This window comes from Dyella japonica (assembly GCF_040545895.1).
Classification (GTDB): domain Bacteria; phylum Pseudomonadota; class Gammaproteobacteria; order Xanthomonadales; family Rhodanobacteraceae; genus Dyella; species Dyella japonica_D.
In genome coordinates this window covers 14,520-36,735 of the sequence record NZ_JBEPMU010000007.1, presented here as the reverse complement: position 1 = coordinate 36,735, position 22,216 = coordinate 14,520, and the positions used below count along the sequence as shown (strand labels likewise).

General features: G+C 64.2%; 27 protein-coding genes. 10 read left to right on the top strand and 17 right to left on the bottom strand.

The window, feature by feature from the left end; translation table 11 throughout:
- Positions 1-166: 166 nt before the first annotated feature.
- The 5 genes from rplS to ffh form a co-directional block, all read right to left on the bottom strand.
- On the bottom strand, positions 167-559 hold the full coding sequence (gene rplS / locus ABIC75_RS20875) for a 50S ribosomal protein L19 (RefSeq protein WP_074552164.1): 393 nt from the start codon (positions 557-559) through the stop codon (positions 167-169).
- Between the two features lie 27 nt (positions 560-586).
- Positions 587-1,354, bottom strand: coding sequence for a tRNA (guanosine(37)-N1)-methyltransferase TrmD (gene trmD, locus ABIC75_RS20870; protein ID WP_354015822.1), 768 nt, complete (start codon positions 1,352-1,354; stop codon positions 587-589).
- 33 nt (positions 1,355-1,387) lie between these two features.
- Positions 1,388-1,903 (bottom strand): ribosome maturation factor RimM, encoded by a 516-nt coding sequence (gene rimM, locus ABIC75_RS20865; RefSeq protein ID WP_354015821.1) that lies wholly within the window; start codon positions 1,901-1,903, stop codon positions 1,388-1,390.
- Positions 1,904-1,905: 2 nt separating this feature from the next.
- Positions 1,906-2,160, bottom strand: coding sequence for a 30S ribosomal protein S16 (gene rpsP / locus ABIC75_RS20860; RefSeq protein ID WP_354015820.1), 255 nt, complete (start codon positions 2,158-2,160; stop codon positions 1,906-1,908).
- Between the two features lie 142 nt (positions 2,161-2,302).
- Complete coding sequence (ffh, locus tag ABIC75_RS20855) at positions 2,303-3,685, bottom strand: signal recognition particle protein (RefSeq protein WP_354015819.1); 1,383 nt, start codon at positions 3,683-3,685, stop codon at positions 2,303-2,305.
- Between the two features lie 173 nt (positions 3,686-3,858).
- On the opposite strand from ffh, the gene ABIC75_RS20850 reads away from it, so the two are divergent.
- The 3 genes from ABIC75_RS20850 to ABIC75_RS20840 are packed head-to-tail and all read left to right on the top strand — an operon-like array spanning position 3,859 to position 6,150.
- Positions 3,859-4,659: a cytochrome C assembly family protein gene (locus ABIC75_RS20850; RefSeq protein ID WP_354015818.1), complete on the top strand. Its 801-nt coding sequence runs from the start codon at positions 3,859-3,861 to the stop codon at positions 4,657-4,659.
- 10 nt (positions 4,660-4,669) lie between these two features.
- Entirely contained in the window at positions 4,670-5,530 is an 861-nt protein-coding gene (purU, locus tag ABIC75_RS20845; protein ID WP_354015817.1) for a formyltetrahydrofolate deformylase, read from the top strand.
- A gap of 11 nt (positions 5,531-5,541) precedes the next feature.
- The gene (locus ABIC75_RS20840; RefSeq protein ID WP_354015816.1) at positions 5,542-6,150 is read left to right on the top strand and encodes a glutathione S-transferase family protein; all 609 of its coding nucleotides are present in this window, start codon (positions 5,542-5,544) and stop codon (positions 6,148-6,150) included.
- A 456-nt stretch (positions 6,151-6,606) separates the two neighbouring features.
- Here the strand turns inward: ABIC75_RS20840 and radA are convergent, their stop codons facing one another.
- The 9 genes from radA to ABIC75_RS20795 form a co-directional block, all read right to left on the bottom strand.
- The gene (gene radA, locus ABIC75_RS20835; protein WP_354015815.1) at positions 6,607-7,989 is read right to left on the bottom strand and encodes a DNA repair protein RadA; all 1,383 of its coding nucleotides are present in this window, start codon (positions 7,987-7,989) and stop codon (positions 6,607-6,609) included.
- A 136-nt stretch (positions 7,990-8,125) separates the two neighbouring features.
- A complete protein-coding gene (alr, locus tag ABIC75_RS20830) occupies positions 8,126-9,214 on the bottom strand; it encodes an alanine racemase (RefSeq protein WP_354015814.1) in 1,089 nt (362 codons plus the stop codon).
- Positions 9,215-9,417: 203 nt separating this feature from the next.
- Positions 9,418-9,633 (bottom strand): hypothetical protein, encoded by a 216-nt coding sequence (locus ABIC75_RS20825; RefSeq protein ID WP_354015813.1) that lies wholly within the window; start codon positions 9,631-9,633, stop codon positions 9,418-9,420.
- 10 nt (positions 9,634-9,643) lie between these two features.
- Positions 9,644-9,844 carry a DUF3309 family protein gene (locus ABIC75_RS20820; protein WP_436407960.1) on the bottom strand — a complete coding sequence of 67 codons (201 nt, stop codon included), beginning with the start codon at positions 9,842-9,844 and terminating at the stop codon, positions 9,644-9,646.
- Between the two features lie 102 nt (positions 9,845-9,946).
- On the bottom strand, positions 9,947-11,374 hold the full coding sequence (locus ABIC75_RS20815) for a replicative DNA helicase (protein WP_354015812.1): 1,428 nt from the start codon (positions 11,372-11,374) through the stop codon (positions 9,947-9,949).
- 196 nt (positions 11,375-11,570) lie between these two features.
- Positions 11,571-12,020, bottom strand: coding sequence for a 50S ribosomal protein L9 (gene rplI, locus ABIC75_RS20810; protein WP_354015811.1), 450 nt, complete (start codon positions 12,018-12,020; stop codon positions 11,571-11,573).
- Between the two features lie 104 nt (positions 12,021-12,124).
- Positions 12,125-12,355 carry a 30S ribosomal protein S18 gene (gene rpsR, locus ABIC75_RS20805; protein WP_111983860.1) on the bottom strand — a complete coding sequence of 77 codons (231 nt, stop codon included), beginning with the start codon at positions 12,353-12,355 and terminating at the stop codon, positions 12,125-12,127.
- 14 nt (positions 12,356-12,369) lie between these two features.
- The gene (gene rpsF / locus ABIC75_RS20800) at positions 12,370-12,771 is read right to left on the bottom strand and encodes a 30S ribosomal protein S6 (RefSeq protein WP_354015810.1); all 402 of its coding nucleotides are present in this window, start codon (positions 12,769-12,771) and stop codon (positions 12,370-12,372) included.
- 169 nt (positions 12,772-12,940) lie between these two features.
- Entirely contained in the window at positions 12,941-13,267 is a 327-nt protein-coding gene (locus ABIC75_RS20795; RefSeq protein WP_354015809.1) for a HesB/IscA family protein, read from the bottom strand.
- Positions 13,268-13,400: 133 nt separating this feature from the next.
- Here ABIC75_RS20795 and asnS point away from each other — a divergent pair, with 133 nt between their 5' ends.
- The 7 genes from asnS (at position 13,401) to ABIC75_RS20760 (ending at position 19,493) form a co-directional block, all read left to right on the top strand.
- The gene (asnS, locus tag ABIC75_RS20790; protein ID WP_354015808.1) at positions 13,401-14,801 is read left to right on the top strand and encodes an asparagine--tRNA ligase; all 1,401 of its coding nucleotides are present in this window, start codon (positions 13,401-13,403) and stop codon (positions 14,799-14,801) included.
- A 15-nt stretch (positions 14,802-14,816) separates the two neighbouring features.
- A complete protein-coding gene (locus ABIC75_RS20785; RefSeq protein WP_354015807.1) occupies positions 14,817-15,698 on the top strand; it encodes a MalM family protein in 882 nt (293 codons plus the stop codon).
- Between the two features lie 39 nt (positions 15,699-15,737).
- Positions 15,738-16,052, top strand: a complete 315-nt coding sequence (locus tag ABIC75_RS20780) for a hypothetical protein (RefSeq protein WP_354015806.1) — start codon at positions 15,738-15,740, stop codon at positions 16,050-16,052.
- A 26-nt stretch (positions 16,053-16,078) separates the two neighbouring features.
- Positions 16,079-16,864: an SDR family oxidoreductase gene (locus tag ABIC75_RS20775; protein WP_354015805.1), complete on the top strand. Its 786-nt coding sequence runs from the start codon at positions 16,079-16,081 to the stop codon at positions 16,862-16,864.
- 77 nt (positions 16,865-16,941) lie between these two features.
- Complete coding sequence (locus tag ABIC75_RS20770; protein ID WP_354015960.1) at positions 16,942-18,393, top strand: aldehyde dehydrogenase; 1,452 nt, start codon at positions 16,942-16,944, stop codon at positions 18,391-18,393.
- 15 nt (positions 18,394-18,408) lie between these two features.
- Complete coding sequence (gene can, locus ABIC75_RS20765; protein ID WP_204635212.1) at positions 18,409-19,077, top strand: carbonate dehydratase; 669 nt, start codon at positions 18,409-18,411, stop codon at positions 19,075-19,077.
- Positions 19,074-19,493: a RidA family protein gene (locus ABIC75_RS20760; protein ID WP_354015804.1), complete on the top strand. Its 420-nt coding sequence runs from the start codon at positions 19,074-19,076 to the stop codon at positions 19,491-19,493. The genes can and ABIC75_RS20760 overlap by 4 nt, the downstream gene beginning before the upstream one ends.
- Before the next feature lie 69 nt (positions 19,494-19,562).
- On the opposite strand, the gene ABIC75_RS20755 is transcribed toward ABIC75_RS20760, so the two are convergent.
- The 3 genes from ABIC75_RS20755 to gorA form a co-directional block, all read right to left on the bottom strand.
- Positions 19,563-19,829, bottom strand: coding sequence for a hypothetical protein (locus ABIC75_RS20755; RefSeq protein ID WP_354015803.1), 267 nt, complete (start codon positions 19,827-19,829; stop codon positions 19,563-19,565).
- 197 nt (positions 19,830-20,026) lie between these two features.
- On the bottom strand, positions 20,027-20,809 hold the full coding sequence (gene hutG, locus ABIC75_RS20750; RefSeq protein WP_354015802.1) for an N-formylglutamate deformylase: 783 nt from the start codon (positions 20,807-20,809) through the stop codon (positions 20,027-20,029).
- A 43-nt stretch (positions 20,810-20,852) separates the two neighbouring features.
- Positions 20,853-22,199, bottom strand: coding sequence for a glutathione-disulfide reductase (gene gorA / locus ABIC75_RS20745; RefSeq protein ID WP_354015801.1), 1,347 nt, complete (start codon positions 22,197-22,199; stop codon positions 20,853-20,855).
- Positions 22,200-22,216: the final 17 nt, after the last annotated feature.

Genomic DNA, 22,216 nt, shown 5'->3' with positions numbered 1-22,216 from the left:
AGGACGCCTCCTGCTCCAACCTCCTTTGGGAGTTCGCAGCAAAACCCAGGACTCAGCCTGCATCGGGACAACAAACATCCCATCCACACGCCCCGCGCAACCAACACAAACAAAAACCCCGCGGATCGCTCCACGGGGTCTCGTCGAACCAGAACTAGCGCCGCGATTACTCGGCAGCAGCAGCCTTCTTCGCAGCCTTGGCGGCCGACACGGCAGCCACGTCTTCCTTGATGCGGGCAGCCTTGCCTTCCAGGTTGCGCAGGTAGTACAGCTTCGCGCCGCGAACCTTGCCCTTGCGCTTCACTTCCAGCGAGTCGATGGCCGGGCTGTGCGCCTGGAACACGCGCTCCACGCCGGTGCCGTGCGAGATCTTGCGCACGGTGAAGGCCGAATGCAGGCCGCGGCTGCGCTTGGCGATGACGACACCCTCGAACGCCTGGACGCGCTCGCGGTTACCTTCCTTCACCTTCACGTTGACCACCACGGTGTCACCAGGGCCGAATTCCGGCAGCTGGCGGGTGATCTGCTCGGCTTCGAACTGTTCGATGATCTTGTTCATGGCAACACCTGTCTAATTTCTGCGCCCTTAATGGGCCGTATCGTCGTGCCGCGTCTGCTGAGCATGCTCGCGGCGGAATTCATCCAACAGCGCTCGGGATTCTGCATCCAGCGCGCGCTGCGCCAAAAGATCGGGACGTCGCAACCAGGTTCGTCCCAGTGATTGCTTCAGGCGCCAGCGGCGAATGGCCGCGTGATCGCCGGAAAGCAAAACCTCCGGCACGTCTCCCAGTGTGTCATGCACCGGTTTTGCATAGTGCGGGCAATCCAGCAGGCCATCCGAAAACGAATCCTGCTGCGCCGACTGCGCGTCGTTCAACGCACCGTCCTGCAAGCGGCCCACGGCATCGATGATCACCGCGGCGCCAAGCTCACCGCCGGACAGCACATAATCGCCGATAGAAAGCTCTTCGTCGACCTCGTGCGCCAGCAGACGCTCGTCCACACCTTCGTAACGCCCGCAGAGCAAGGCGATGCGCGGCATCTTGGCCAGCGCTTCCACCCTACCCTGCGTCAACCTCGCGCCTTGCGGGCTGAGGTAAACCACATGCACCGGCTCCGGTGCGGCCTCGCGCACTGCCTTCAAGGCATCGCGCAAAGGCTGAATCAGCATCACCATCCCGGGCCCGCCGCCGCAGGTGCGGCCGTCCACGGTGCGGTAATTGTCGGTGGCGAAATCGCGCGGGTTCCAGGTTTCCACCTGCAGCAGCTCACGCTGCTGGGCCCGCCCCACCACGCCAACGGAGGCGCACTGACGCATGAAGTCGGGAAACAACGTGACGACATCGATGCGCATGATCCTCAACCCTTGATGCAGCGCGTGGCGCGCTCAGAATTCAGGATCCCAGTCCACCACCATGCGCCCGCCGGACAAGTCCACCGAACGCACATAAGATCCCTGGATGAAAGGCACCAGCCGCTCGCGCGTGCCGTCCTTCACCACCACGACATCGTTGGCGCCGGTTGCGAACAGATGACTGACTCGCCCCAGTGCCACGCCTTCCGTGGTGACGACCTCGAGGCCTTCGAGATCGACCCAGTAATACTCATCCTTGCCGGGAGGTGGCAGCAATTCGCGGGAGACGTGAATGTCCTGGCCCACCAATGCTGCTGCCGCGTCGCGGTCATCCACGCCAGGGAACTGGGCGACGAGCCCCTTGCCCTGCGGACGACCCTTCACTCCCGCGATCTCCGTTTCCGCACCCGGCGCCGAACTCAGCAGCCAGGGTTGGTACGTGAAGATCTTCGTGCGGGGCTCGGTCCAGGATTCAATCTTGACCCAGCCCTGCACGCCGTATAGCCCGACGATGCGTCCTACCAGGACGCGCCGACCGGCTGCCGTCATGCTCAGGCAGCCTGCTGCTTGCCGGCTTCCTTGACGAGGGCGGCGACCTTGTCGGTCAGCTGCGCACCCTTGCCAACCCATTCCTGCACGCGGGCAACGTTCAGCTCAAGGCGCTTGTCCTTGCCCGAGGCAACCGGGTTGTAGAAACCCACGTTTTCGATGCTGCGGCCATCGCGCTTGCTGCGCTGGTCGGTGACAACGATGTGGTAGAACGGACGGCCCTTGGCGCCGCCGCGCGAAAGACGAATCTTGACCATAAGTAAAAGCTCCAGAGTTGCCGGGATGCCGGCAGCACGCACTCAGCGGTGCGCGGTGAACGCAGCATTTTAATGAATTTTGAGGAAAAAGGAAGAGCTGGCAGGCAAATCCGGCCAGATTGACCGACCGGACCGTTCAGCCTCAGCGCATCGGGGGAAAACCGCCGCCCATGCCGCCCATGCCCTTCATGGCACCGCGCATCTGGCGCAGCAGGCCCTTGCTGCCGCCCTTGGACAGCTTGGACATCATCTTTTCCATCTGCATGTACTGCTTGAGCAGACGATTGACGTCGGCCGGCTGGGTGCCCGAACCGCGCGCCACGCGGGCACGACGGGAGCCATTCAACAGGTCGGGATGACGGCGTTCTTTCTTGGTCATCGACTGGATGATCGCGACCATGCGCTTGATCTCACCGTCGTTGACCTTGGATTTCACGTTCTCCGGCAGCGCGGAAACGCCAGGCAGCTTGTCCATGAGGCCGGCCAGGCCGCCCATGTTGCTCATCTGCTCCAGCTGGTCGCGCATGTCGTTGAGATCGAAGCGCTTGCCCTTGATCACCTTCTCGGCAAGCTTCTGCGCCTTTTCCTGATCGACCTTGCGCTCCACTTCCTCGACCAGCGACAGCACGTCGCCCATGCCGAGGATGCGCTGCGCCACGCGATCGGGATGGAACGGTTCCAGCGCGTCGGTCTTTTCGCCGGCGCCGAGGAACTTGATGGGACGGCCGGTGACATAGCGCACCGAGAGTGCCGCACCGCCGCGGGCGTCACCGTCGGTCTTGGTGAGCACCACGCCGGTGAGCGGCAGCGCTTCGGCGAACGCCTTGGCGGTGTTGGCCGCGTCCTGGCCCGTCATGGAGTCGACCACGAACAGCGTTTCGATGGGCGTGATCGCGGCGTGCAGCGCCTTGATCTCGGCCATCATCGCCTGGTCCACGTGCAGGCGGCCGGCGGTGTCGACCAGCAGCACGTCCACCACTTCGCGGCGCGCGGCAGCGATGGCGTTCTTGGCGATGTCGACCGGGTTCTGGCCCGCTTCCGACGGGAAGAACTTAACGCCCACCTGCTCGGCCAGCGTACGCAACTGCTCGATGGCGGCCGGACGATAGACGTCGCAGCTCACCACCATCACCTTCTTCTTTTTGCGCTCGGTGAGGAAGCGCGCGAGCTTGGCCACGGTGGTGGTCTTGCCCGCACCCTGCAGGCCCGCCATGAGCACCACGGCCGGCGGTTGCTGGGCAAGATTGAGTTCGGTATTGGCGGTGCCCATCACCACCGTCAGCTCGTCGCTGACCACCTTCACCAGCGCCTGGCCCGGTGACAGGCTCTTCATCACTTCCTGGCCGACCGCACGCACCTTCACGCGCTCGATCAGCGCCTGCACCACCGGCAGGGCCACGTCGGCCTCCAGCAGAGCAATGCGCACCTCGCGCAACGATTCGCGGATGTTCTCCTCGGTCAGGCGACCACGGCCGCGCAGGCGGTTGACGGTGGCGGAGAGGCGTTGGCTGAGGGACTCGAACATGGATCAGGCCGGTAGGCGGAAAGAGAGCGATTATAGCCGGGGTTTGGCGCCGGGTCGTGCGGCGCTCCGCGCGTGGCCATCTGTGGCCGATTCCAAGCCATGGCGTGACGGGTCCGACACCGCGTCGCTTCACCCCTCCCGCCACTTCCGGGCCTATGCCACACTCGGCCGCTATGGCCGCCATCGTCCTCTTTGCCCTGCTCGCCATCGTGCTTTACCTCACCGCCGCGACGGCCTTGGCCCGACCGCTGCTGGGTGGCGGACAGCCGCTGAACCGCTCCGCGCTGTTGCTGGCGGGCGGTGCCGTGGCGATCCACGCGGGAACCCTGCTCACCGTGCACCGCGGTTCGCTGGACCTGCATTTCTTCTCCTCGCTGTCGCTGGTGGCGTGCGTGGTTTCCGCGCTCACGCTGGTGGTGAACATCTGGCGGCCGGTAGCCGCGCTCGGCGTCATCGTGTTTCCGCTGACAGCGCTGCTGCTTGCACTGGATGTGTTCGCGGCACCCACCACCGCGCCCTTGCCGCTGGAATGGCAAATCAAGCTGCACGTGACCGTGGCGCTGCTCGCCTTCAGCGTGCTGTCCATCGCCGCCGTGCTGGCCATTCTTCTCGCCGTGCAGGAACGCGCGCTGCGCCATCGCCAGGTGGGCTCATGGATGCGCGCGCTGCCGCCGTTGACGCTGACGGAAACGCTGCTGTTCCGTCTCATTGGCGCCGGCTTCCTGCTGCTCACGCTGACGCTGCTCACCGGCATCCTGTTCGTGGACAACCTGTTCGGGCAGCACCTGATCCACAAGACCGTGCTGTCGATCATTGCCTGGCTGGTGTTCGGCACGCTGCTGATCGGCCGCTGGCGACGCGGTTGGCGTGGACGCAGCGCCGTCAATCTCACGCTGGTGGGCATGGGCGTGCTGCTGCTTGCCTTCTTCGGCACCAAGGCGGTGCTGGAACTTATCCTTCATCGCACGCCATAGATCTCACGCCATGATCATTCCCGGCCAGTTCGTCCTGACACTCTCCTGTCCTGACCGCGCTGGCATCGTGGCGGCGGTGTCCAATCACCTCGCCGCACAGGGCGGCAACATCATCGAAGCGCAGCAATTTGGCGATGCCGAAACAGGCCGCTTCTTCATGCGCCTGGTGTTCGAAGATACCGAACGCGACCTGGATGCGCTGAAGCAAGGCTTCGACGCCTTCGCCCAAACCCTGGCCATGCAGTGGACGCTACGCAACCGAGCGCAGCGCCGGCGCGTGATGCTGCTGGTGTCGAAGTTCGACCACTGCCTCGCCGACATCCTCTATCGCTGGCGCATCGGCGAGCTGCCGATGGATATCGCCGGCGTCATCGCCAACCATCCGCGCGAGACGTATCGCCATATCGACCTGGACGGCATCCCCTTCCATTACCTGCCTGTGGACCGCAACAGCCGGGCCGACCAGGAAGGCGTGCTGGAGGCATTGATCGAGCAATCGGGCACGGACCTGGTCGTGCTTGCGCGCTACATGCAGATTCTTTCCAACGATCTCGCGCGCAAGCTGGCCGGTCGCTGCATCAACATCCACCATTCGTTCCTGCCCGGCTTCAAGGGCGCGCGGCCTTATCACCAGGCGTATCGCCGGGGCGTCAAGCTGATTGGCGCCACCGCACACTTCGTGACGGCCGAGCTCGATGAAGGCCCGATCATCGAGCAGGACATCGAACGCGTCACCCACGCCGACACGCCGGAAGACCTGATCCGCATCGGCCGCGACATCGAACGCCGCGTGCTTGCACGCACGTTGCGCCTCTACCTCGACGACCGCGTATTGCTCAACGGCAGCAAGACCGTCGTCTTCCATTCCTGACGGAGGTTTTCGTGGAACTGATCGGCATGCTCGATTCGCCCTACGTGCGCCGCGCGGCGATCTCGCTGCGCCTGCTCGGCATCCCGTTCGAGCATCGCTCGATGTCCGTCTTCCGGCATTTCGACGAATTCCAGCGCATCAACCCGCTGGTGAAGGCTCCCACGCTGGTGCTGGACGATGGCTGCATGCTCACCGAATCGGGCCTGATCATCGACTGGGCGCAAACAAAGAGCGACCGCCCCGCCCTGATGCCGACCGACGCCGCGCACCGACAACGCGCACTCCGCCTCACCGGCATCGCCCTGGCCGCCAGCGAAAAGAGCGTACAGCTCGTGTATGAAGACAAGCGCACGCCAGACAAGCGCGATGAAGGCTGGATCGCCCGCGTGCAAGGACAATTGCACGCCGCGTACGATCTGCTGGAACGCGAACTGCACGGCGTGAACGGCTGGCTATTCGGAGCCTCGCCGACGCAAGCGGACGTATCCATCGCCGTCGCCTGGGGCTTCACGCAACTCGTCGTGGCCGACGTTATCGATGCAAAAGCTTATCCGCACCTCGCTGCGTTCTCGCAACGAGCGGAACAACACCCGGACTTTGCAGCGCTACCACCGGTGTAACGCACCAAGCGAAGCCCCGCCTTAAGTCCTCAGCACCGCCTTACTCGCGACGTAGCCATACCGTGGATTGGGAAGATCGTGACGATCCGGGCTCCAAATCCTCCAGGCTCGTATACCGCAGTCAGTGTGAGTTCTTGAGGCCATTTTCTTTGGGTTACTTTCGACGCGAAGCTAGTCCCCGTGGGATCTTTTGGGCCAGCAAAAGAAAAGTGACTCGAGCGGCGGCAGCCGATCGAAACGCCCGCTGCGTAAGCGGCCAGGTCGCGGTAGCGCGGCACAAACGCGATCAAACGCACCGCGAAAACCACGCGCAAAGTCACTGGATCCCGGCCTGCGCCGGGATGACGGTGAAGTGGTAACGAAGGATGTCGCAAGAACAAACAAAGAAAACCTGAGGCGAGCACCCACCCGCTCACCTCCAACCCTCTCCTCAGCGGGGAGCGTAAGCAAAACTAACTAGCGACAAGCGTCGATAGCCTGCGACAAGCGCTCCACCGCCACAATTTCCATCTCCCCCACCTTCGCCTTCTTGGGCGCATTCGCCTTCGGCACAATCGCCTTCTGAAACCCGTGGTGCGCCGCCTCTTTCAAGCGTTCCTCACCATTGGGCACCGGCCGAATCTCCCCCGACAAACCCACCTCGCCGAACGCGATGGTCTTCTCCGGCAGCGGCCGATCACGCAGCGACGAAAGCACCGCCAGTAGCACCGGGAGATCAGCCGCAGTCTCCTGCACGCGAATGCCACCCACCACGTTGACGAACACGTCCTGGTCGTACGCGGCCACGCCGCCATGACGATGCAACACGGCCAACAGCATGGCCAGGCGGTTCTGCTCCAGGCCCAGCGCAACGCGACGGGGATTGCCCAGCGAGGACTGATCCACCAGCGCCTGCACTTCCACCAGCAAGGGGCGCGTGCCTTCGCGCGTCACCATCACCGCGCTACCGGACGTCGGACCGCTGTGCGCCGAAAGAAAGATTGCCGATGGATTGGGCACTTCGCGCAAGCCCTTTTCCGACATCGCGAACACGCCCAACTCGTTCACCGCACCGAAGCGATTCTTGAAAGCACGCAGCACCCGGAAGCGGCTGCCGGATTCGCCTTCGAAATACAGCACGGCGTCCACCATGTGTTCGAGCACGCGCGGGCCGGCGATGCCGCCCTCTTTCGTCACATGTCCTACCAGGAACACCGATGTGCCGGTTTCCTTGGCGAAGCGCGTGAGTTTGGCGGCCGATTCGCGCACCTGGCTCACCGAACCCGGTGCGGCGGTCAGCAGTTCGGTCCAGATCGTCTGGATGGAGTCGATCACGAGCACGCGCGGACGGCTGCTGAGTGCCTGTTCGATGATGCGTTCGATGCAGGTTTCCGCCAGTGCATGCAGCGGCGCCAGCGGCAGGTCCAGTCGCTGCGCACGCGAAGCCACCTGGCCGAGCGATTCCTCACCCGTCACGTACACGCTGGGAATCTGGGTGCCCAGCGTGCCCAGCATCTGCAATAGCAGCGTCGATTTGCCGATGCCTGGGTCGCCGCCGATCAAGACGACCGAGCCATCGACCAGGCCGCCGCCCAGCACGCGATCCAGTTCGCCGATGCCGGTCAGCGTGCGTGTTTCAGCATGCTGGGCAACCGCCGTCAACGGCGTCACCTTGGGCGAGCCGGCAGCAGCGCCCGCGTAACCGCTGGTGCTGCGCGCCGCACCCGCCGACTTCACCGCTGGTTGCAGCACGATTTCGCTCAACGTGTTCCACACGCCGCAGTCCACGCATTGGCCCTGCCATTTGGAATGTTCCGCGCCGCAATCGGTGCAGACATAGGCGGTCTTGGCTTTGGCCATGCGGATTTCCTGAAAGGGTGGCGCGAACGAGTGGCCAAGCTTAGCGGGCCTGCATCGCATACCGCGAGACATTCACCCGCCGCCGATGGAGCGACTTCAGCCCGCCAAGCGCAGGACGGCGCTGACGAGCATCCGCTCAGTCGTCGTCTTCCACGAACAGCACGCGCCTGGTCATGCCGCAGGTGAGGTCGTAGGAGATCGTGCCGGCTTGCGCGGCAATCTGCTCCACGGGCAACTCCGGGCCCCACAGCGTCACGCGGTCACCGACCTTCGCATGGGGCGCACCGCGAAGATCCAGCGTGATTAGATCCATCGACACGCGACCGATCAAAGGCACGCTGCGATCGCCCACCAGCACGGGCGTGCCGGCGACCGCGCTGCGCGGATAACCATCGCCGTAGCCCACGGCCGCAACGCCCACGGGCATGTCTTCCGGGCACGTCCACGTGCCGTTGTAGCCGATGCGCTCGCCCTTGCCGATGCGATTGACGGCGATCAAGCGCGTGCTCAGGGTCATGGCCGGACGAAAGCCGAAGTCCGCACCGGTCTTGCCATCGACCACGGACAACCCATAGAGCAAACCGCCGGTGCGCACCCAATCGCCGCGCGCCTCGGTCCAACCGAGAACGGCCGCGGAGTTCGACAACGAACGCGGACCGAGCAGGCCATGCGTGGCGTCGTTGAAGCGGGCGATTTGAGCCGGCGTCTCCTTCCCGTCGAACACTTCCGATTCGGCGAAGTGCGTGAGCAGGCCGATCTCCGGATCGATGCCCGGCATCGCCGCCAGCTGGCCGTGCACGAAAGCCACCGCTTCCGGCGCAAAGCCCAGTCGATGCATGCCACTGTCCACCTTCAGCCATACACGCAGCGGGCCACGCGACGGCGAGGCTTCCTTCAACCACTGCAGTTGGTCTTCGTGATGGATGGCCGCATCGAGATTCAAGCGCTGCATCTCGGCGATGTCGCTGGCGCGATCCGGACCGGACAACACCACGATGCGCTGGCGATGTCCTGCTGCGCGCAGGCGCAAGCCATCGCCCAGTGCGGCCACGGCGAACGCGTCGGCGTCGCCATCGAGCGCGCGCGCTACACGTTCGAGACCGTGACCATAGGCATCCGCCTTGACGACGGCCATGACCTTGGCCGACGCAGACATCTGCTTGATGCGGCCCAGGTTGTGGCGCAAGGCGCCCAGATGGATGGTGGCGACGGTAGTACGACTCATGCCTGCTTGGCGCCCGCATGGGCGCGGTGAGGAAGGGCGGAAAAGATGGGCCGGATGGCCTAAGGACTTCGGCTGGAAGCTTACCAGTCTTGTCCGGTCATCCGGCCCGATGTGCCCAACCTAACCTTCCGGCCCGACACTCCCGGGGCGCTCCCGTGGCATTCCCCGGGCAATGGCTACCCTCACCAGTAGCCGTACCCAACTCAGTGGTTGTCGCGGGATTGGCAGCGCTCCACGGCGACGCGGCGCGCCTTGTCGTACTCGTGCTGGGTCATCGCTCCGGAGGCCAGCGCATCTTGCAGGTCCGTCATCTGCTTGCCGCAGGTGTCGTTGTTCTGCACGACGCGAGTGGTACTGCCGCAACCGGCCAAGGCCAGGCACGCGACGATCAGCGACGCGGGAATCATGGTTCGTTTCATGGCATCACCCTCACAGAACGCCCAGTACCAGCAACACGATGAGGATGATCAGGATCAGGCCGAGTCCGCCGCTGGGGCCATAACCCCAGGCACGGCTATACGGCCAGGTCGGCAGAGCGCCGAGTAAAAGCAACACGATGATGAGCAGAAGGATGAGCGACATGTGCAGTGCCTCGTCCGAAAAACCGATGACGAGGTTGCGCTGCCGCATGTGAATCCCGCACGGGATTCATGTGCACTTGGTGCATAGGACCGGCGCGGTACAGGTACCGTTCCTGTAACGGAACGAAACCTGTACGCGCCACGTGGTCGCTTATTCGAATGCGCCGACGAACGAATCGGGCGCGTAGTTCTCGAACTTAGTGTAGTGGCCGAGGAAGGTCAGCTTCACCGTGTCGGTCGGGCCGTTACGCTGCTTGCCGATGATGATTTCGGCCAGGCCCTTATCGGGCGATTCTTTGTTGTAGTACTCGTCGCGGTAGATGAACATGATCACGTCCGCGTCCTGCTCGATAGCGCCCGACTCGCGAAGATCGGACATCATCGGGCGCTTGTCGGCGCGCTGTTCCAGCGAGCGGTTCAACTGCGACAGGGCGATCACCGGGCAGTTGAGTTCCTTGGCAAGACCCTTCAGCGAACGCGAGATCTCCGAGATTTCCGTGGCGCGGTTTTCCTTCATGCCCGGCACCTGCATCAGCTGCAGGTAGTCGATCACGATAAGGCCCAGACCGCCGTGTTCGCGATGCAGTCGACGCGAACGCGAACGCAGTTCCACCGGCGACAGGCCCGGCGTGTCGTCGATGAAGATCTTCGCCTCGGAAAGCAGTGCGATGGCATTGGTGACGCGCGGCCAGTCTTCTTCGGCCAAATCGCCATTGCGCAGATGCTGCGCGTGGATGCGGCCCACCGAGGAAATCATACGGAAGGCCAGCTGCGATGCCGACATTTCCATCGAGAAAATGGCCACTGCTTTCTTGCCACGCATGGCCGCCGATTCGGCGATGTTCACCGAGAACGCGGTCTTGCCCATCGAGGGACGCGCCGCGACGATGATCAGGTCGGACGGCTGCAGGCCCGAGGTGAGTTCATCAAGATCGGAGAAGCCGGTGGAGATGCCGGTGAGCTGGCCCTTGTTCTCGAAGCGCTCGGAGAGAATGCGAAACGCATCCTTCACCGCCTCGCGCATCGACACCGTGTCTTTCTTGCCACGCGCACCGGACTCGGCGATCTTGAAGACCGCCTGCTCGGCGCGCTCCAGCACTTCCTGCACGCCCATGCCGTCGGGCTGGTAGCCGTCTTCGGTGATGCCGGTGCCGGCGTCGATCAGCTGACGCAGTACCGACTTCTCACGCACGATTTCCGCATAGGCGGCAATGTTCGCGGCACTCGGCGTGGTGTTGGCCAGTTCGATCAGGTACGAGGCGCCGCCCACCATGTCGGCGAGGCCATTGGCGTCGAACCAGTCTCCCAGGGTCACCGCATCGCACGGCATGCCCTTGCCCGCCAGCTCGGTGATGGCGCGCCAGATCAGGCGGTGATCCTTGCGGTAGAAGTCCTGTTCGCTGAGGCGGTCGGCCACCTTGTCCAGCGAGTCCGGCGCCAGCATGAGGCCGCCCAGCACGGCCTGCTCCGCGTCGATCGAATTGGGCGGCACGCGCAGCGCATCGATGCTGGATGGAGGTTTGCGCTCGGAACGACCGCGGCGCTCGGGGCGGTCGGAACGATCGGAAACGAAGGACATCGCGATTCCTCGCAGCGATTGGCTGCATTGCCGGCGGCGGACGTTGGATACAGAGCATACGCGGCGCCATCTCAGGCGACGAGACCATAACTCTGTGGATAAGCTGTGGTTAGTTGTGGATAAGCACGCGGCGAACCCGGAAAAACAAACGGGCGCCCGGAGGCGCCCGTCTGGGACTTGCGGGCGATGGGGCGGCTTACTTTTCGCCGACCACGATCACCTTGATCTGGGTCTGCACGTCAGCGTGCAGCGCGATCACCACGTCGAATTCGCCGGTATGACGGATCGGGCCTTCGCCCTGGATCACTTCGCCCTTGTGCACGTCATGACCGGCGGCCTCGAGGGCCTCGGAGATTTCGCGCGGACCGACCGAACCGTACAGCTTGCCTTCCGGGCTGGCATTGGCGGCGATGGTCACCGTCACGCCTTCCAGCTTGGCCTTGCGGCCTTCGGCGCCGGACAGCTGCGAGGCAGCCTTGGCTTCGTACTCGGCGCGGCGCTTCTCGAAAGCTTCGAGGTTGGCGGCGGTGACCGGCACGGCCTTGCCCTGCGGCAGCAGGTAGTTACGGCCGTAACCCGGCTTGACCTTGACCTTGTCGCCCAGGTTGCCGAGGTTGCGGACTTTCTCGAGAAGAATCAGTTCCATGGGTATTCCTTTTCGTTAGCACCGGTTGGGCCCGGCGCAGCCGTGGACGGTTGTCCGAAGAGTTGACGATGCGCCGGGCGTTGCCACCCGGCGCACGCCACGACTTAGACGTCGTGGTTGTCGGTGTACGGCAACAGGGCCAGGAAGCGAGCGCGCTTGATGGCGGTCGCCAGCTGACGCTGGTAGCGAGCCTTGGTGCCGGTGATGCGCGACGGAACGATCTTGCCGTTCTCGGTCACGTACTGGCGCAGCGTGTTGAGATCCTTGTAATCGATCTCTTTGACGTTTTCGGCCGTGAAGCGGCAGAACTTGCGGCGGCGGAAGAACTTGGACATGTGTGTGCTCCTGATCAGTCGTCGCTGTCGCGATCGTTGTCGTCACGCGCATCGTCATCGCGGCGGCGCGAGGACTTGGCGTCATCCTTTTCCTTGGACTTCAGGATGAAGGACTGCTCGGTATCGGCCTCGTCACGCTTGATGACCAGGTGGCGCAGCACGGCGTCGTTGAAACGGAAGCCCGACTCGAGCTCGTTCAGCGCGTTCTGGCTCACTTCGATGTTGAGCATGACGTAGTGAGCCTTGGCCAGGTTCACGATCGGGTACGCCAGCTGGCGGCGGCCCCAGTCTTCCAGGCGGTGGATCTTGCCGCCGTCGGTCTCGATCAGCGCCTTGTAGCGCTCGATCATCGCCGGGACCTGCTCGCTCTGGTCAGGGTGGACCAGGAACACGACTTCGTAATGTCGCAGGGACATCGTGTGGTAACTCCTTGTGGATGCGGCCTTTTAGGGCCTGGCAGCCTCCCGCACTATGCGGTGAGGCAAGGTTCCATCTACGCCTTTTGGGCGTGGACAGAAGCGGAAGTGTAAGGGATTTCAGGGATTTGGGGCAAGCGGATGACCAAACGCTCGCTCGGGCCCGGTCTCAGCCGACGGTGAAACTCTCCCCGCAACCGCATTCGCCCGTGGCGTTGGGGTTGTGGAAGACGAAGCTGGCGTTGAGGCCCTGGCGCTGGAAGTCGATCACCGTACCGTCGATCAGCGGCAGGCTCTTGCCGTCGACAATCAGGGTGACGCCGTCCACATCGATGGTCTCGTCGCCCTCGCCCACCGCCTGGGCCATGTCGACCACGTAGCCGAAACCGGAGCAGCCGGTCTTCTTCACGCCAAAGCGCACGCCTGCAGCGCCGGGAGTACCGGCAAGGAAGGAGCGCATGCGTTCGCTGGCGGCGGGCGTGATGGTGATCGTCATGGGGATTGCAACTACTTGGGGCTACCAATGGTCCGAAATCGGACATGAAGGGTCGAACCTGAACGATGCCTACATTATCATGGTCCGTTCGACTTACGTGCCGATATGCGGCACCCAGCAGGAGTTTCAATCCATGGCGGTGGTTAGTGTCAAGCAGGCTCTCTCCGGTTCTATCGTTGCCGGCAGCGTCGTCACGGTGCGCGGTTGGGTGCGCACGATCCGCGATTCCAAGGGTGGCCTCTCCTTCGTCAATGTCACGGACGGCTCCTGCTTCGACCCGATCCAGGCCGTGGTCACCGACAAGGTGGCCAACTACGAAAGCGAGGTGAAGCACCTCACCACCGGCGCCGGCCTGATCGTGACCGGTACGCTGGTGCCGTCGCAGGGCAAGGGCCAGCGCTTCGAGATCCAGGCTGAGACGGTGGAAGTCACCGGCTTCGTCGACGATCCGCTGACCTATCCGATCCAGCCCAAGCCGCACACCATGGAGTTCCTGCGCGAAGTGGCGCACCTGCGCCCGCGCACCAACCTGTTCGGCGCCGTGACGCGCGTGCGCCACACCATGATGACGGCGATCCATCGCTGGCTCACCGAGCAGGGCTTCTTCTGGATCAACACGCCCATCATCACCACCTCCGATGCCGAAGGCGCGGGCGACATGTTCCGCCTGTCCACGCTGGACCTGGCCAACCTGCCGCGTACGCCCGACGGCAAGATCGATTTCCGCAAGGATTTCTTCGGCCGCGAAGCTTTCCTCACCGTGTCCGGCCAGCTCAACGTCGAGGCCTACTGCCTGGCGATGAGCAAGGTCTACACCTTCGGCCCCACCTTCCGCGCTGAGAACTCCAACACGCCGCGCCACCTGGCCGAGTTCTGGATGGTGGAACCGGAAATCGCGTTTGCCGACCTCAACGCCAACGCCGATTGCGCCGAAGGTTTCCTCAAGGCCATCTTCAAGGCTGTGCTGGAAGAGCGCGCGGACGACATGGCGTTCTTCGCCGAACGCGTGCAGCCCGATGCGATCAGCCGTCTGGAAGCCTTTATCGCCGAACCGTTCGAGCGCATCGATTACACCGAGGCTGTCGACATCCTCAAGAAGTCCGGCCAGAAGTTCGAATTCCCGGTGGCCTGGGGCATCGACCTGCAGACCGAACACGAGCGCTATCTCGCCGAGAAGCACGTGGGTCGCCCGGTGGTGGTGATGAACTACCCCGAGCAGATCAAGGCGTTCTACATGCGTTTGAACGACGACGGCAAAACCGTCGCGGCGATGGACGTCCTGGCGCCGGGCATCGGCGAGATCATCGGCGGCGCCCAGCGCGAAGAGCGCCTGGATTACCTCGACCGACGCATGCAGCAATTCGGCCTCGACCCTGCCACCTACGATTGGTACCGTGACCTGCGCCGTTACGGCACGGTGCCGCACGCAGGCTTTGGCCTCGGCTTCGAACGCCTGCTCGTTTACGTGTGCGGCCTTTCCAACATCCGCGATGCCATTCCCTATCCGCGTGCGGCGGGGACGGCCGAATTCTGATCCACGGGTCCAACCATGCGCTCTCGACTGATCATCGCCACTGCCCTGCTTGCGTTCACCGTGCTGGTGAGCGGTTGCCACAGCGTGAAAGCGCTGGTGCCGCCGAACCTGCGTGCGCCCGAAGACAGCAGCGGCGGACTCAATCAGGCCAAGCAGGCGCTGCAGCAGGCCACGCCGTGCTGCACCACCTTTGCTGACTTCTCCTACCAGGACGCCCTGCCCTGGCAGCCCAAGAAGTTCGCGCTCGGCCCGGGCAGCATGGTGGCAAACCTCAACGGCGACCGCAGCTACTTCCTCAGCTTCAGCCTGCCGCGTGAATCGCAGGTGCCGTATCGCGTTGCGGTGAAGTCGGAATTGAATGGGCGCTGGCTGCGCGCCAGCTACCTGTTCGCGCCGACCGTGGTGGTGCTGGATGAAGCCTTCCAGCCCATCGACAGCAAGGACGTGGGCCTGTGCGAACACATGGGCTGGACCGACGCCACCAGCGGTGCGTTCGGCAGCGTGGACATCACCGACAAGCGCGCGCGCTACCTCGTGCTGTACAGCTCGGCCAAGCAGCAGTCCAGCAGCACCTATTGGGAGCAGTCGCCTGCCGCCTTCTCGGCCGAAGCGCCGGTGAAGATGGCTGCGGCCGGCTCGTTCAAGGTGCCGCACGGCCCGGATGGCACGGTCTGGATCGGCATGATGGACAAGAGCTTCCAGGACGCCGTGAACAACGCGATCTGCGCCAAGCCCGAACAGGGCAATGGCGTGCTGAGCACGCTGCGCGAGGCGATCCCGCTGCCGGGCCTGGGCAACAATGCCAGCAAGTCCGATGCGACCAAGGCCACGGCCTCGCCCACCAATTCCACCAACAACGACGCTACGCCGCCGGCGACCACTTCGGCCAAGGGCTAAGTTCGCGTCGGCAGTGCGTCACCAACCCACAGGCACGGCATGCTCCAGTTCTATCTTTCGCTCCTTCTCGCCGGCATCGTCTGTTTCCTGCTGCATTTCGGCTCGCAGTACCGCATTGCGTCGCTGCTGCGCCGCCGGCATCCGAACGAGTGGAAGATCATCTCCGAGGCCGACGGCGAGCCCACCAATGCGATACGCACCTGGATGCGCCTTCAGCTGGCGCTGCGTTCGCCGGTGCTGCCCGCGCTGGAAGACAACGCCGTCACGCGCTGGCGAATGACTTGGCGCTACAGTCTGTGGGCGGCATGGTTGTGCTGGTTCGGCGCGCTCGCTGTGCAGTACACCGCCCGCTAATTCCAACGCCACTCAAGGAGCGTGTCATGCAGCTGGATTTGAGCGGACGTCATGCTCTGGTGTGCGGCGCCTCGCAGGGCATCGGGCGCGCCAGCGCCATCGAGCTCGCCGAGCTGGGCGCCAGCGTCACCCTGCTCTCGCGTTCGGCCGATGCCCTCAAAACGGCTGCGGACGAGCTGCCGCGCAAACACGGCCAGCGACATGACTGGGTGGCGGTGGACATGGCGCAGACCGAGCGCCTGCACGAAGCGCTGGCGGACATCGTGGCGGCGCATCCGTTCGAGATCCTGATCAACAACACCGGCGGCCCGCCGGGCGGCCCCGCCCACACGGCGACCGAGGAAGCGTTCGAAACCGCGTTCCGCCAGCACCTGCTCGCGGGCCAGGTACTGGTGCAGGCACTGCTGCCGGGCATGCGCGCGAGCGGTTATGGCCGCATCGTCAATGTCATTTCCACTTCGGTGAAGGAACCCATCGTCGGCCTGGGCGTGTCCAACACCGTGCGCGGCGCGGTGGCCAGCTGGGCGAAGACCTTGTCCGGCGAGCTGGCCGGCGACGGCATCACCGTCAACAACGTGCTGCCCGGCTACACGCGCACGGCGCGCCTGGACAGCCTGCTCGCCGCCCAGGTACGCAGTGGCCGCAGCGAGGACGAAATCGCCAAGGGCATGCTCGCCAGCGTGCCTGCGCGCCGTTTCGGTGAAGCGGCCGAAGTCGCCGCGGTGATCGCCTTCCTGTGCACGCCGGCTGCGGCCTACGTCAACGGCGTCAGCATCGCGGTGGATGGCGGCCGCACGCGCTCGCTGAGCTGACGATGTCGCGCGGCGTCACGCCGCGCATACGGCCGCGTCCGGTGCAATTGCAGGCCCCAGGCCTTAAGCTTGCGCAGATGCCTACCTTGCGCCTCGCCAACCTGATCGACGGCCGCCTTCAGGCGCCGCGTCTTGATCGCTGGCTGGACGTGTTCGAACCGGCCACCGGCCAGGTGTTCGCACACTGTCCCGACTCCACGTCCGATGATGTTGCCGATGCCGTGGCCGCCGCGCGCCGCGCCGCCGCCGGCTGGGCTGCGACGCCGGCCGAACAGCGCGCGAACCTGCTGCATCGCCTTGCCAACCTGGTCGAAGCGCGCATGGATGAGTTCGTGGCGCTGGAATCGCGCGACAGCGGCAAGCCGCTGAGCCAGGCGCGCAACCTCGACATTCCGCGCGCCGTTTCCAACCTGCGCTTCTTCGCCGCCGCCATCATGGGCTGGAGCAGCGAATCGCACGCCATGGAAACCGGCGCCATCAATTACACGCTGCGTCAGCCGCTGGGCGTCGTCGGCTGCATCAGCCCGTGGAACCTGCCGCTGTATCTATTCACGTGGAAGATTGCTCCGGCGCTCGCCGCAGGCAACACGGTGGTGGCCAAACCCTCGGAAATCACGCCGTGCACGGCGGCGCTGCTGGGCGAACTGAGCATCGAGGCCGGCTTTCCGGCGGGCGTGTTCAACATCGTGCAAGGCCGTGGCCCCACCGTGGGGCAGGCCATCGTGGAGCACGCCGCGGTGAAGGCGGTTTCGTTCACCGGCAGCACGCGCACCGGTGCGCAGATCGCTGCGGTAGCCGCGCCACAGTTCAAGAAGGTGTCGCTGGAACTGGGCGGCAAGAATCCCGCCGTGGTATTCGAAGACGCCGACCTGAGCGACGCCAACCTCGACACCATCGTGCGCTCGGGCTTCGCCAATCAGGGCGAAATCTGCCTGTGCGGCTCGCGCCTGCTGGTGCAGCGATCCATCTACGAGAGCTTCCGCGAACGTTATCTCGCACGCGTGAAGGCGTTGCGCGTGGGCGATCCCAACGACAGCGGCAGCGACCTCGGCGCGCTGGTGTCGCGCGAACACTTCGACAAGGTGATGGGCTGCATCGCGACCGCGCGCGACGAAGGCGGAAGCATTCTCTGCGGCGGCGAGCCCGTGAACGTGGGCGGCCGCTGCGCCGATGGCTGGTTCGTGGCGCCGACGATCATCGAAGGCCTGGGCAGCGATGCCACCACCAATCAGCAAGAGATCTTCGGACCCGTGGTCAGCCTGATTCCGTTCGAGGACGAGGCGGAAGCACTCGCCATCGCCAACGGCACGGGCTATGGCCTCGCCGCCTCGGTGTGGACGCGCGACCTGTCGCGCGCGCACCGCTTCGGCGCCCAACTGGATTTCGGCATCGTGTGGACCAATTGCTGGCTGCTGCGCGACCTGCGCACGCCCTTTGGCGGCACCAAACAATCGGGCCTCGGCCGCGAAGGCGGCGCGGAAGCGCTGCGCTTCTTCACCGAGCCCAAGAACATTTGCATTCGTTATTGACGTGAGAGCGCCATCGTGAAAAGTCCCCTGCAGAATCTGCTCGACAGCAATCGCCAATGGTCCGCCGCCATGGTCGAGCAGGACCCGCGATTCTTCGAACGTCTCGCCCAGCAGCAGGCACCGAAGTACCTGTGGATCGGCTGTTCCGATTCGCGCGTGCCCGCCACGCAGATCGTGGACTTGCCGCCCGGCGACATCTTCGTGCAGCGCAATGTCGCCAACGTGGTGTCGCACACCGACCTCAATTGCCTGAGCACCATCCAGTTCGCGGTTGACGTGCTCAAGGTCGAGCACATCCTCGTGGTGGGCCACTATGGTTGCGGCGGCGTGCAGGCGGTGCTCGACGATCGCCGCCTTGGCCTGGTCGACAACTGGCTGCGCCATGTCGGCGACGTGGCGCAGAAGCACAAGCAGCTGCTTACCTCGATCGACCTGATGAACCTGCGCAACGCGCGTCTGTGCGAACTCAACGCGATGGAACAGGTGGTCAACGTGTGCCACACCACCATGGTGATGGACGCATGGGAGCGAGGCCAGAAACTCTCCGTGCACGCCTGGTGCTACAGCCTGTTCGACGGGCACGTGAACGATCTGGGCATGCACGTGAGCTCGCGCGAGGGGCTGAAGCCCGCGTACGAACACGCGATGCAGCGCCTGGGCACGATCCCCGAGTTCAATCGATGAGTCACGTCGTACGTACCGATCAGGCGCCGGCGCCGGTGGGCGCGTATCCGCATGCGCGCCGCGTGGGCGACTTGCTGTTTCTCTCCGGTGTCGGCCCGCGCACGCCGGGCAGCAATGCCATCCCGGGCAACGTCTACGACGACAACGGCAAGCTGGTGAGCTACGACATCGAGGCGCAATGCCGGCAGGTGTTCGCCAACGTGCGCGCCGTGCTCGAGGCCAGCGGTGCACGCTGGGAAGACCTGGTCGATGTGACGGTGTTTCTCACCGACATGGCGCGCGATTTTGCCGCGTACAACAAACTCTATGCGGAATATTTCGCAGGCGTCGATGCGTGCCGCACCACGCTGGGCATCACGGCCTTGCCTACGCCCATCGCCATCGAACTGAAGTGCATTGCTGCGCTGAAGAGCTGACACGACGCATCACGCGCGCATGAAAAAAGCCCCGGCATGCGAATGCCGGGGCTTTCTTGCAAAGGCAGCTTAGTGGCTGGCTTCGGTCTGCGGCAGCGTGGACTTGGCCGTACGCTTGGCGGACTTGCTGCCCTTGGGCTTGGGCTGGCCGTTGTTGGTGGACTTGTTCTTCTTGTGCTTGTGCGACGAGCTGGTCGCCGGTGCCGGCGTGGCCGACGCGGGCTTGGCCGCCGCGGGAGCAGCAGGCGCAGGCTGCGGGGCTGCGTCCTGAGCCAACAGGGAACCGGTGAAAGCCATACCCGCTACGAGCAGGGAAGCGATCGCGAACTTGCGCATGTGTGTGAGCCTCGACGTAAAGAGCTTGTTTCGTGCCGCGCCCCCCATCGGAACAGCCCGATGCGAGCGGTGCGACGACTAAAACATCGCACGTTTGATGGCAGCCCGAAACCGGATTTTTCCCGCGCGCAGGCGAGATTTCCGGGCTGCGCGTCTTGACATTGCAAGACCCTAACAAGGGTCGAATGTTCTTGCGCCTACGCCACGCAGAGCGCCAGCAGTCGCGCGATGGTTTCCTGCACCTGCACGGCGCTGGCCTCGGCATACGCGAAGCTGTCTTCGTCCATGTAGTTGATCTGCGACAGCTCCAGTTGCACCGCCTGCACGCCCGTATCGGGCTGGCCGTAATGACGCGTGATGTAGCCGCCCTTGAAGCGGCCATTGACCACGAAGCTGTAGCGCGACCGGGTTTCCAGCACATCCTTGAGCTTCTGCTGCAAGGCCGCCGAACAACTCGCACCCTCGGCAGTGCCAAGATTGAAGTCGGGCAACTGGCCCTCGAACAACATGGGCACGCGACTGCGGATGGAATGCCCGTCCCACAACACGACGCGGCCGTGTTCGGCGCGCAGGCGTTCAAGTTCTTGCGACAAGGCATCGTGGTACGGACGCCAATACGCGTTTACCCGACGTTGTATTTCTTCCGCAGTCGGTTCAGCGCCATCCAGGTAAAGCGGCTCGCCATCGAAGCCGATGGTGGAGACGAGCCCGGTTTCACGCTTGCCCGGATACAGCGCGTGACCATCGGCCGGACGATTGAGATCGACCACGTAACGCGATGCCACCGGGCGAATCACGCTGGCGCCCAGCGCCTTCGCCAACGGTTCGTAGAGGCGCCCCACATGCCAGTCGGTATCCACCGAACGCCGTGCATCCGGACGCATGCGCGCAGCGATGTCATCGGGAATGAAACTGCCGTCGTGCGGCAGGCTGATGAGCAACGGCGCGGTGCCGCGATGAAGCGTGTAGGTGGCGGTCATGCGTGAAGTTTACCGTGGCGCGGGAAAGCCGACGTTGGCCCGCTCAGTTGATCAACACCAGTTCTTCGGCCGAACTCGGATGAATGGCGATGGTGTCTTCCAGATCCCGCTTGCGCAGGCCCATTTTCAGCGCGACCGCAAAGCCCTGCAGCATTTCATCTGCGCCTGTGCCGAGCACGTGGATACCCACCACGCGCTCGTCGTCGCCTTCGGTGACGACCTTCATCAGGGTCGGATGCTTTCGCCCGGCCACACCCCATTTCATCGGCGTGAATTTCGCACGGTGCACGTGCACCCGGTCGCCATGGAATTGGCGCGCCTGCGCTTCGGTGAGGCCCACGATCGCCAGCGGCGGCTCGGCGAAGACCACGCTGGGAATATTGTCGTAGTCGAGCCGACTGTCGGGCTTGCCGCCGAACAGCCGATCGGCCAGTCGCCGTCCCGCGGCCACCGCCACCGGCGTGAGTTCGGGACGCTCGGTGACATCGCCGACCGCGAAGATGCCTTCGACATTGGTGGCCTGCCACGCGTCGGTGACGATGTGGCCTCCGTCGTCGACGTTGACGCCCGCGGCATCGAGATCCAACCGATCGCTGTTGGGTACACGGCCGATCGCCCACAACACGGCGTCATACGGACCGCATGGACCATTGACGTCGTCGTCGATCATCAGATTATCGCCATCGCGATGCAGGCCCGTCACTTTCACCTGGTTGGTGATGCGGATGCCTGCGTCGCACATGTGCTGCTCCAGTGCGTCGACCAGTTCCGCATCGAAGCTGGTGAGCATGCGATTGCGCACGTGCAGCGTCACCTCGCTGCCCAGCGCGTTGAGCAGTCCCGCGAATTCGATGGCGATGTAGCCGGCGCCAATCACGGCGATGCGCTTGGGCAAGGTGCGCAACTCGAAGATGTCATCGGACACCATGCCCAGATCAAAGCCGGGTATGTCCAGTCGATGCGGACGACCGCCTGTGGCAATCACGATCTGCGGCGCGCGCAATTCTTCCCCGGCGGAGGTGGCTACCGTGTTGGCGGACACGAACCGCCCCGTTTCGGTGAACACCTGGATGCCGCCCTCTTCCAGGCCCATCGCGTAACGACGACGGATGCCATCGATGTAATGCTGGCGCAACTGGCGGAAATGTTCCCAGTCGAGCGCGCCGGGGGCGGACGCAAAACCATAGTCGACTGCCAGCCGTTGTTCCTGCGCCAGCTGGCCGGCAAACCAGAGTGCCTTCTTGGGTACGCAGCCGACATTGACGCAGGTGCCGCCTAGCGCATTGGGTTCCAGCAACGCGACGCGCGCGCCGTGACGGGCGGCGCGGAATGCGGTTGCCAATCCACCCGAGCCACCACCCAATACGATCAGATCAAACGTTTCCGCCATGCCGCTCTCCAGGTTGC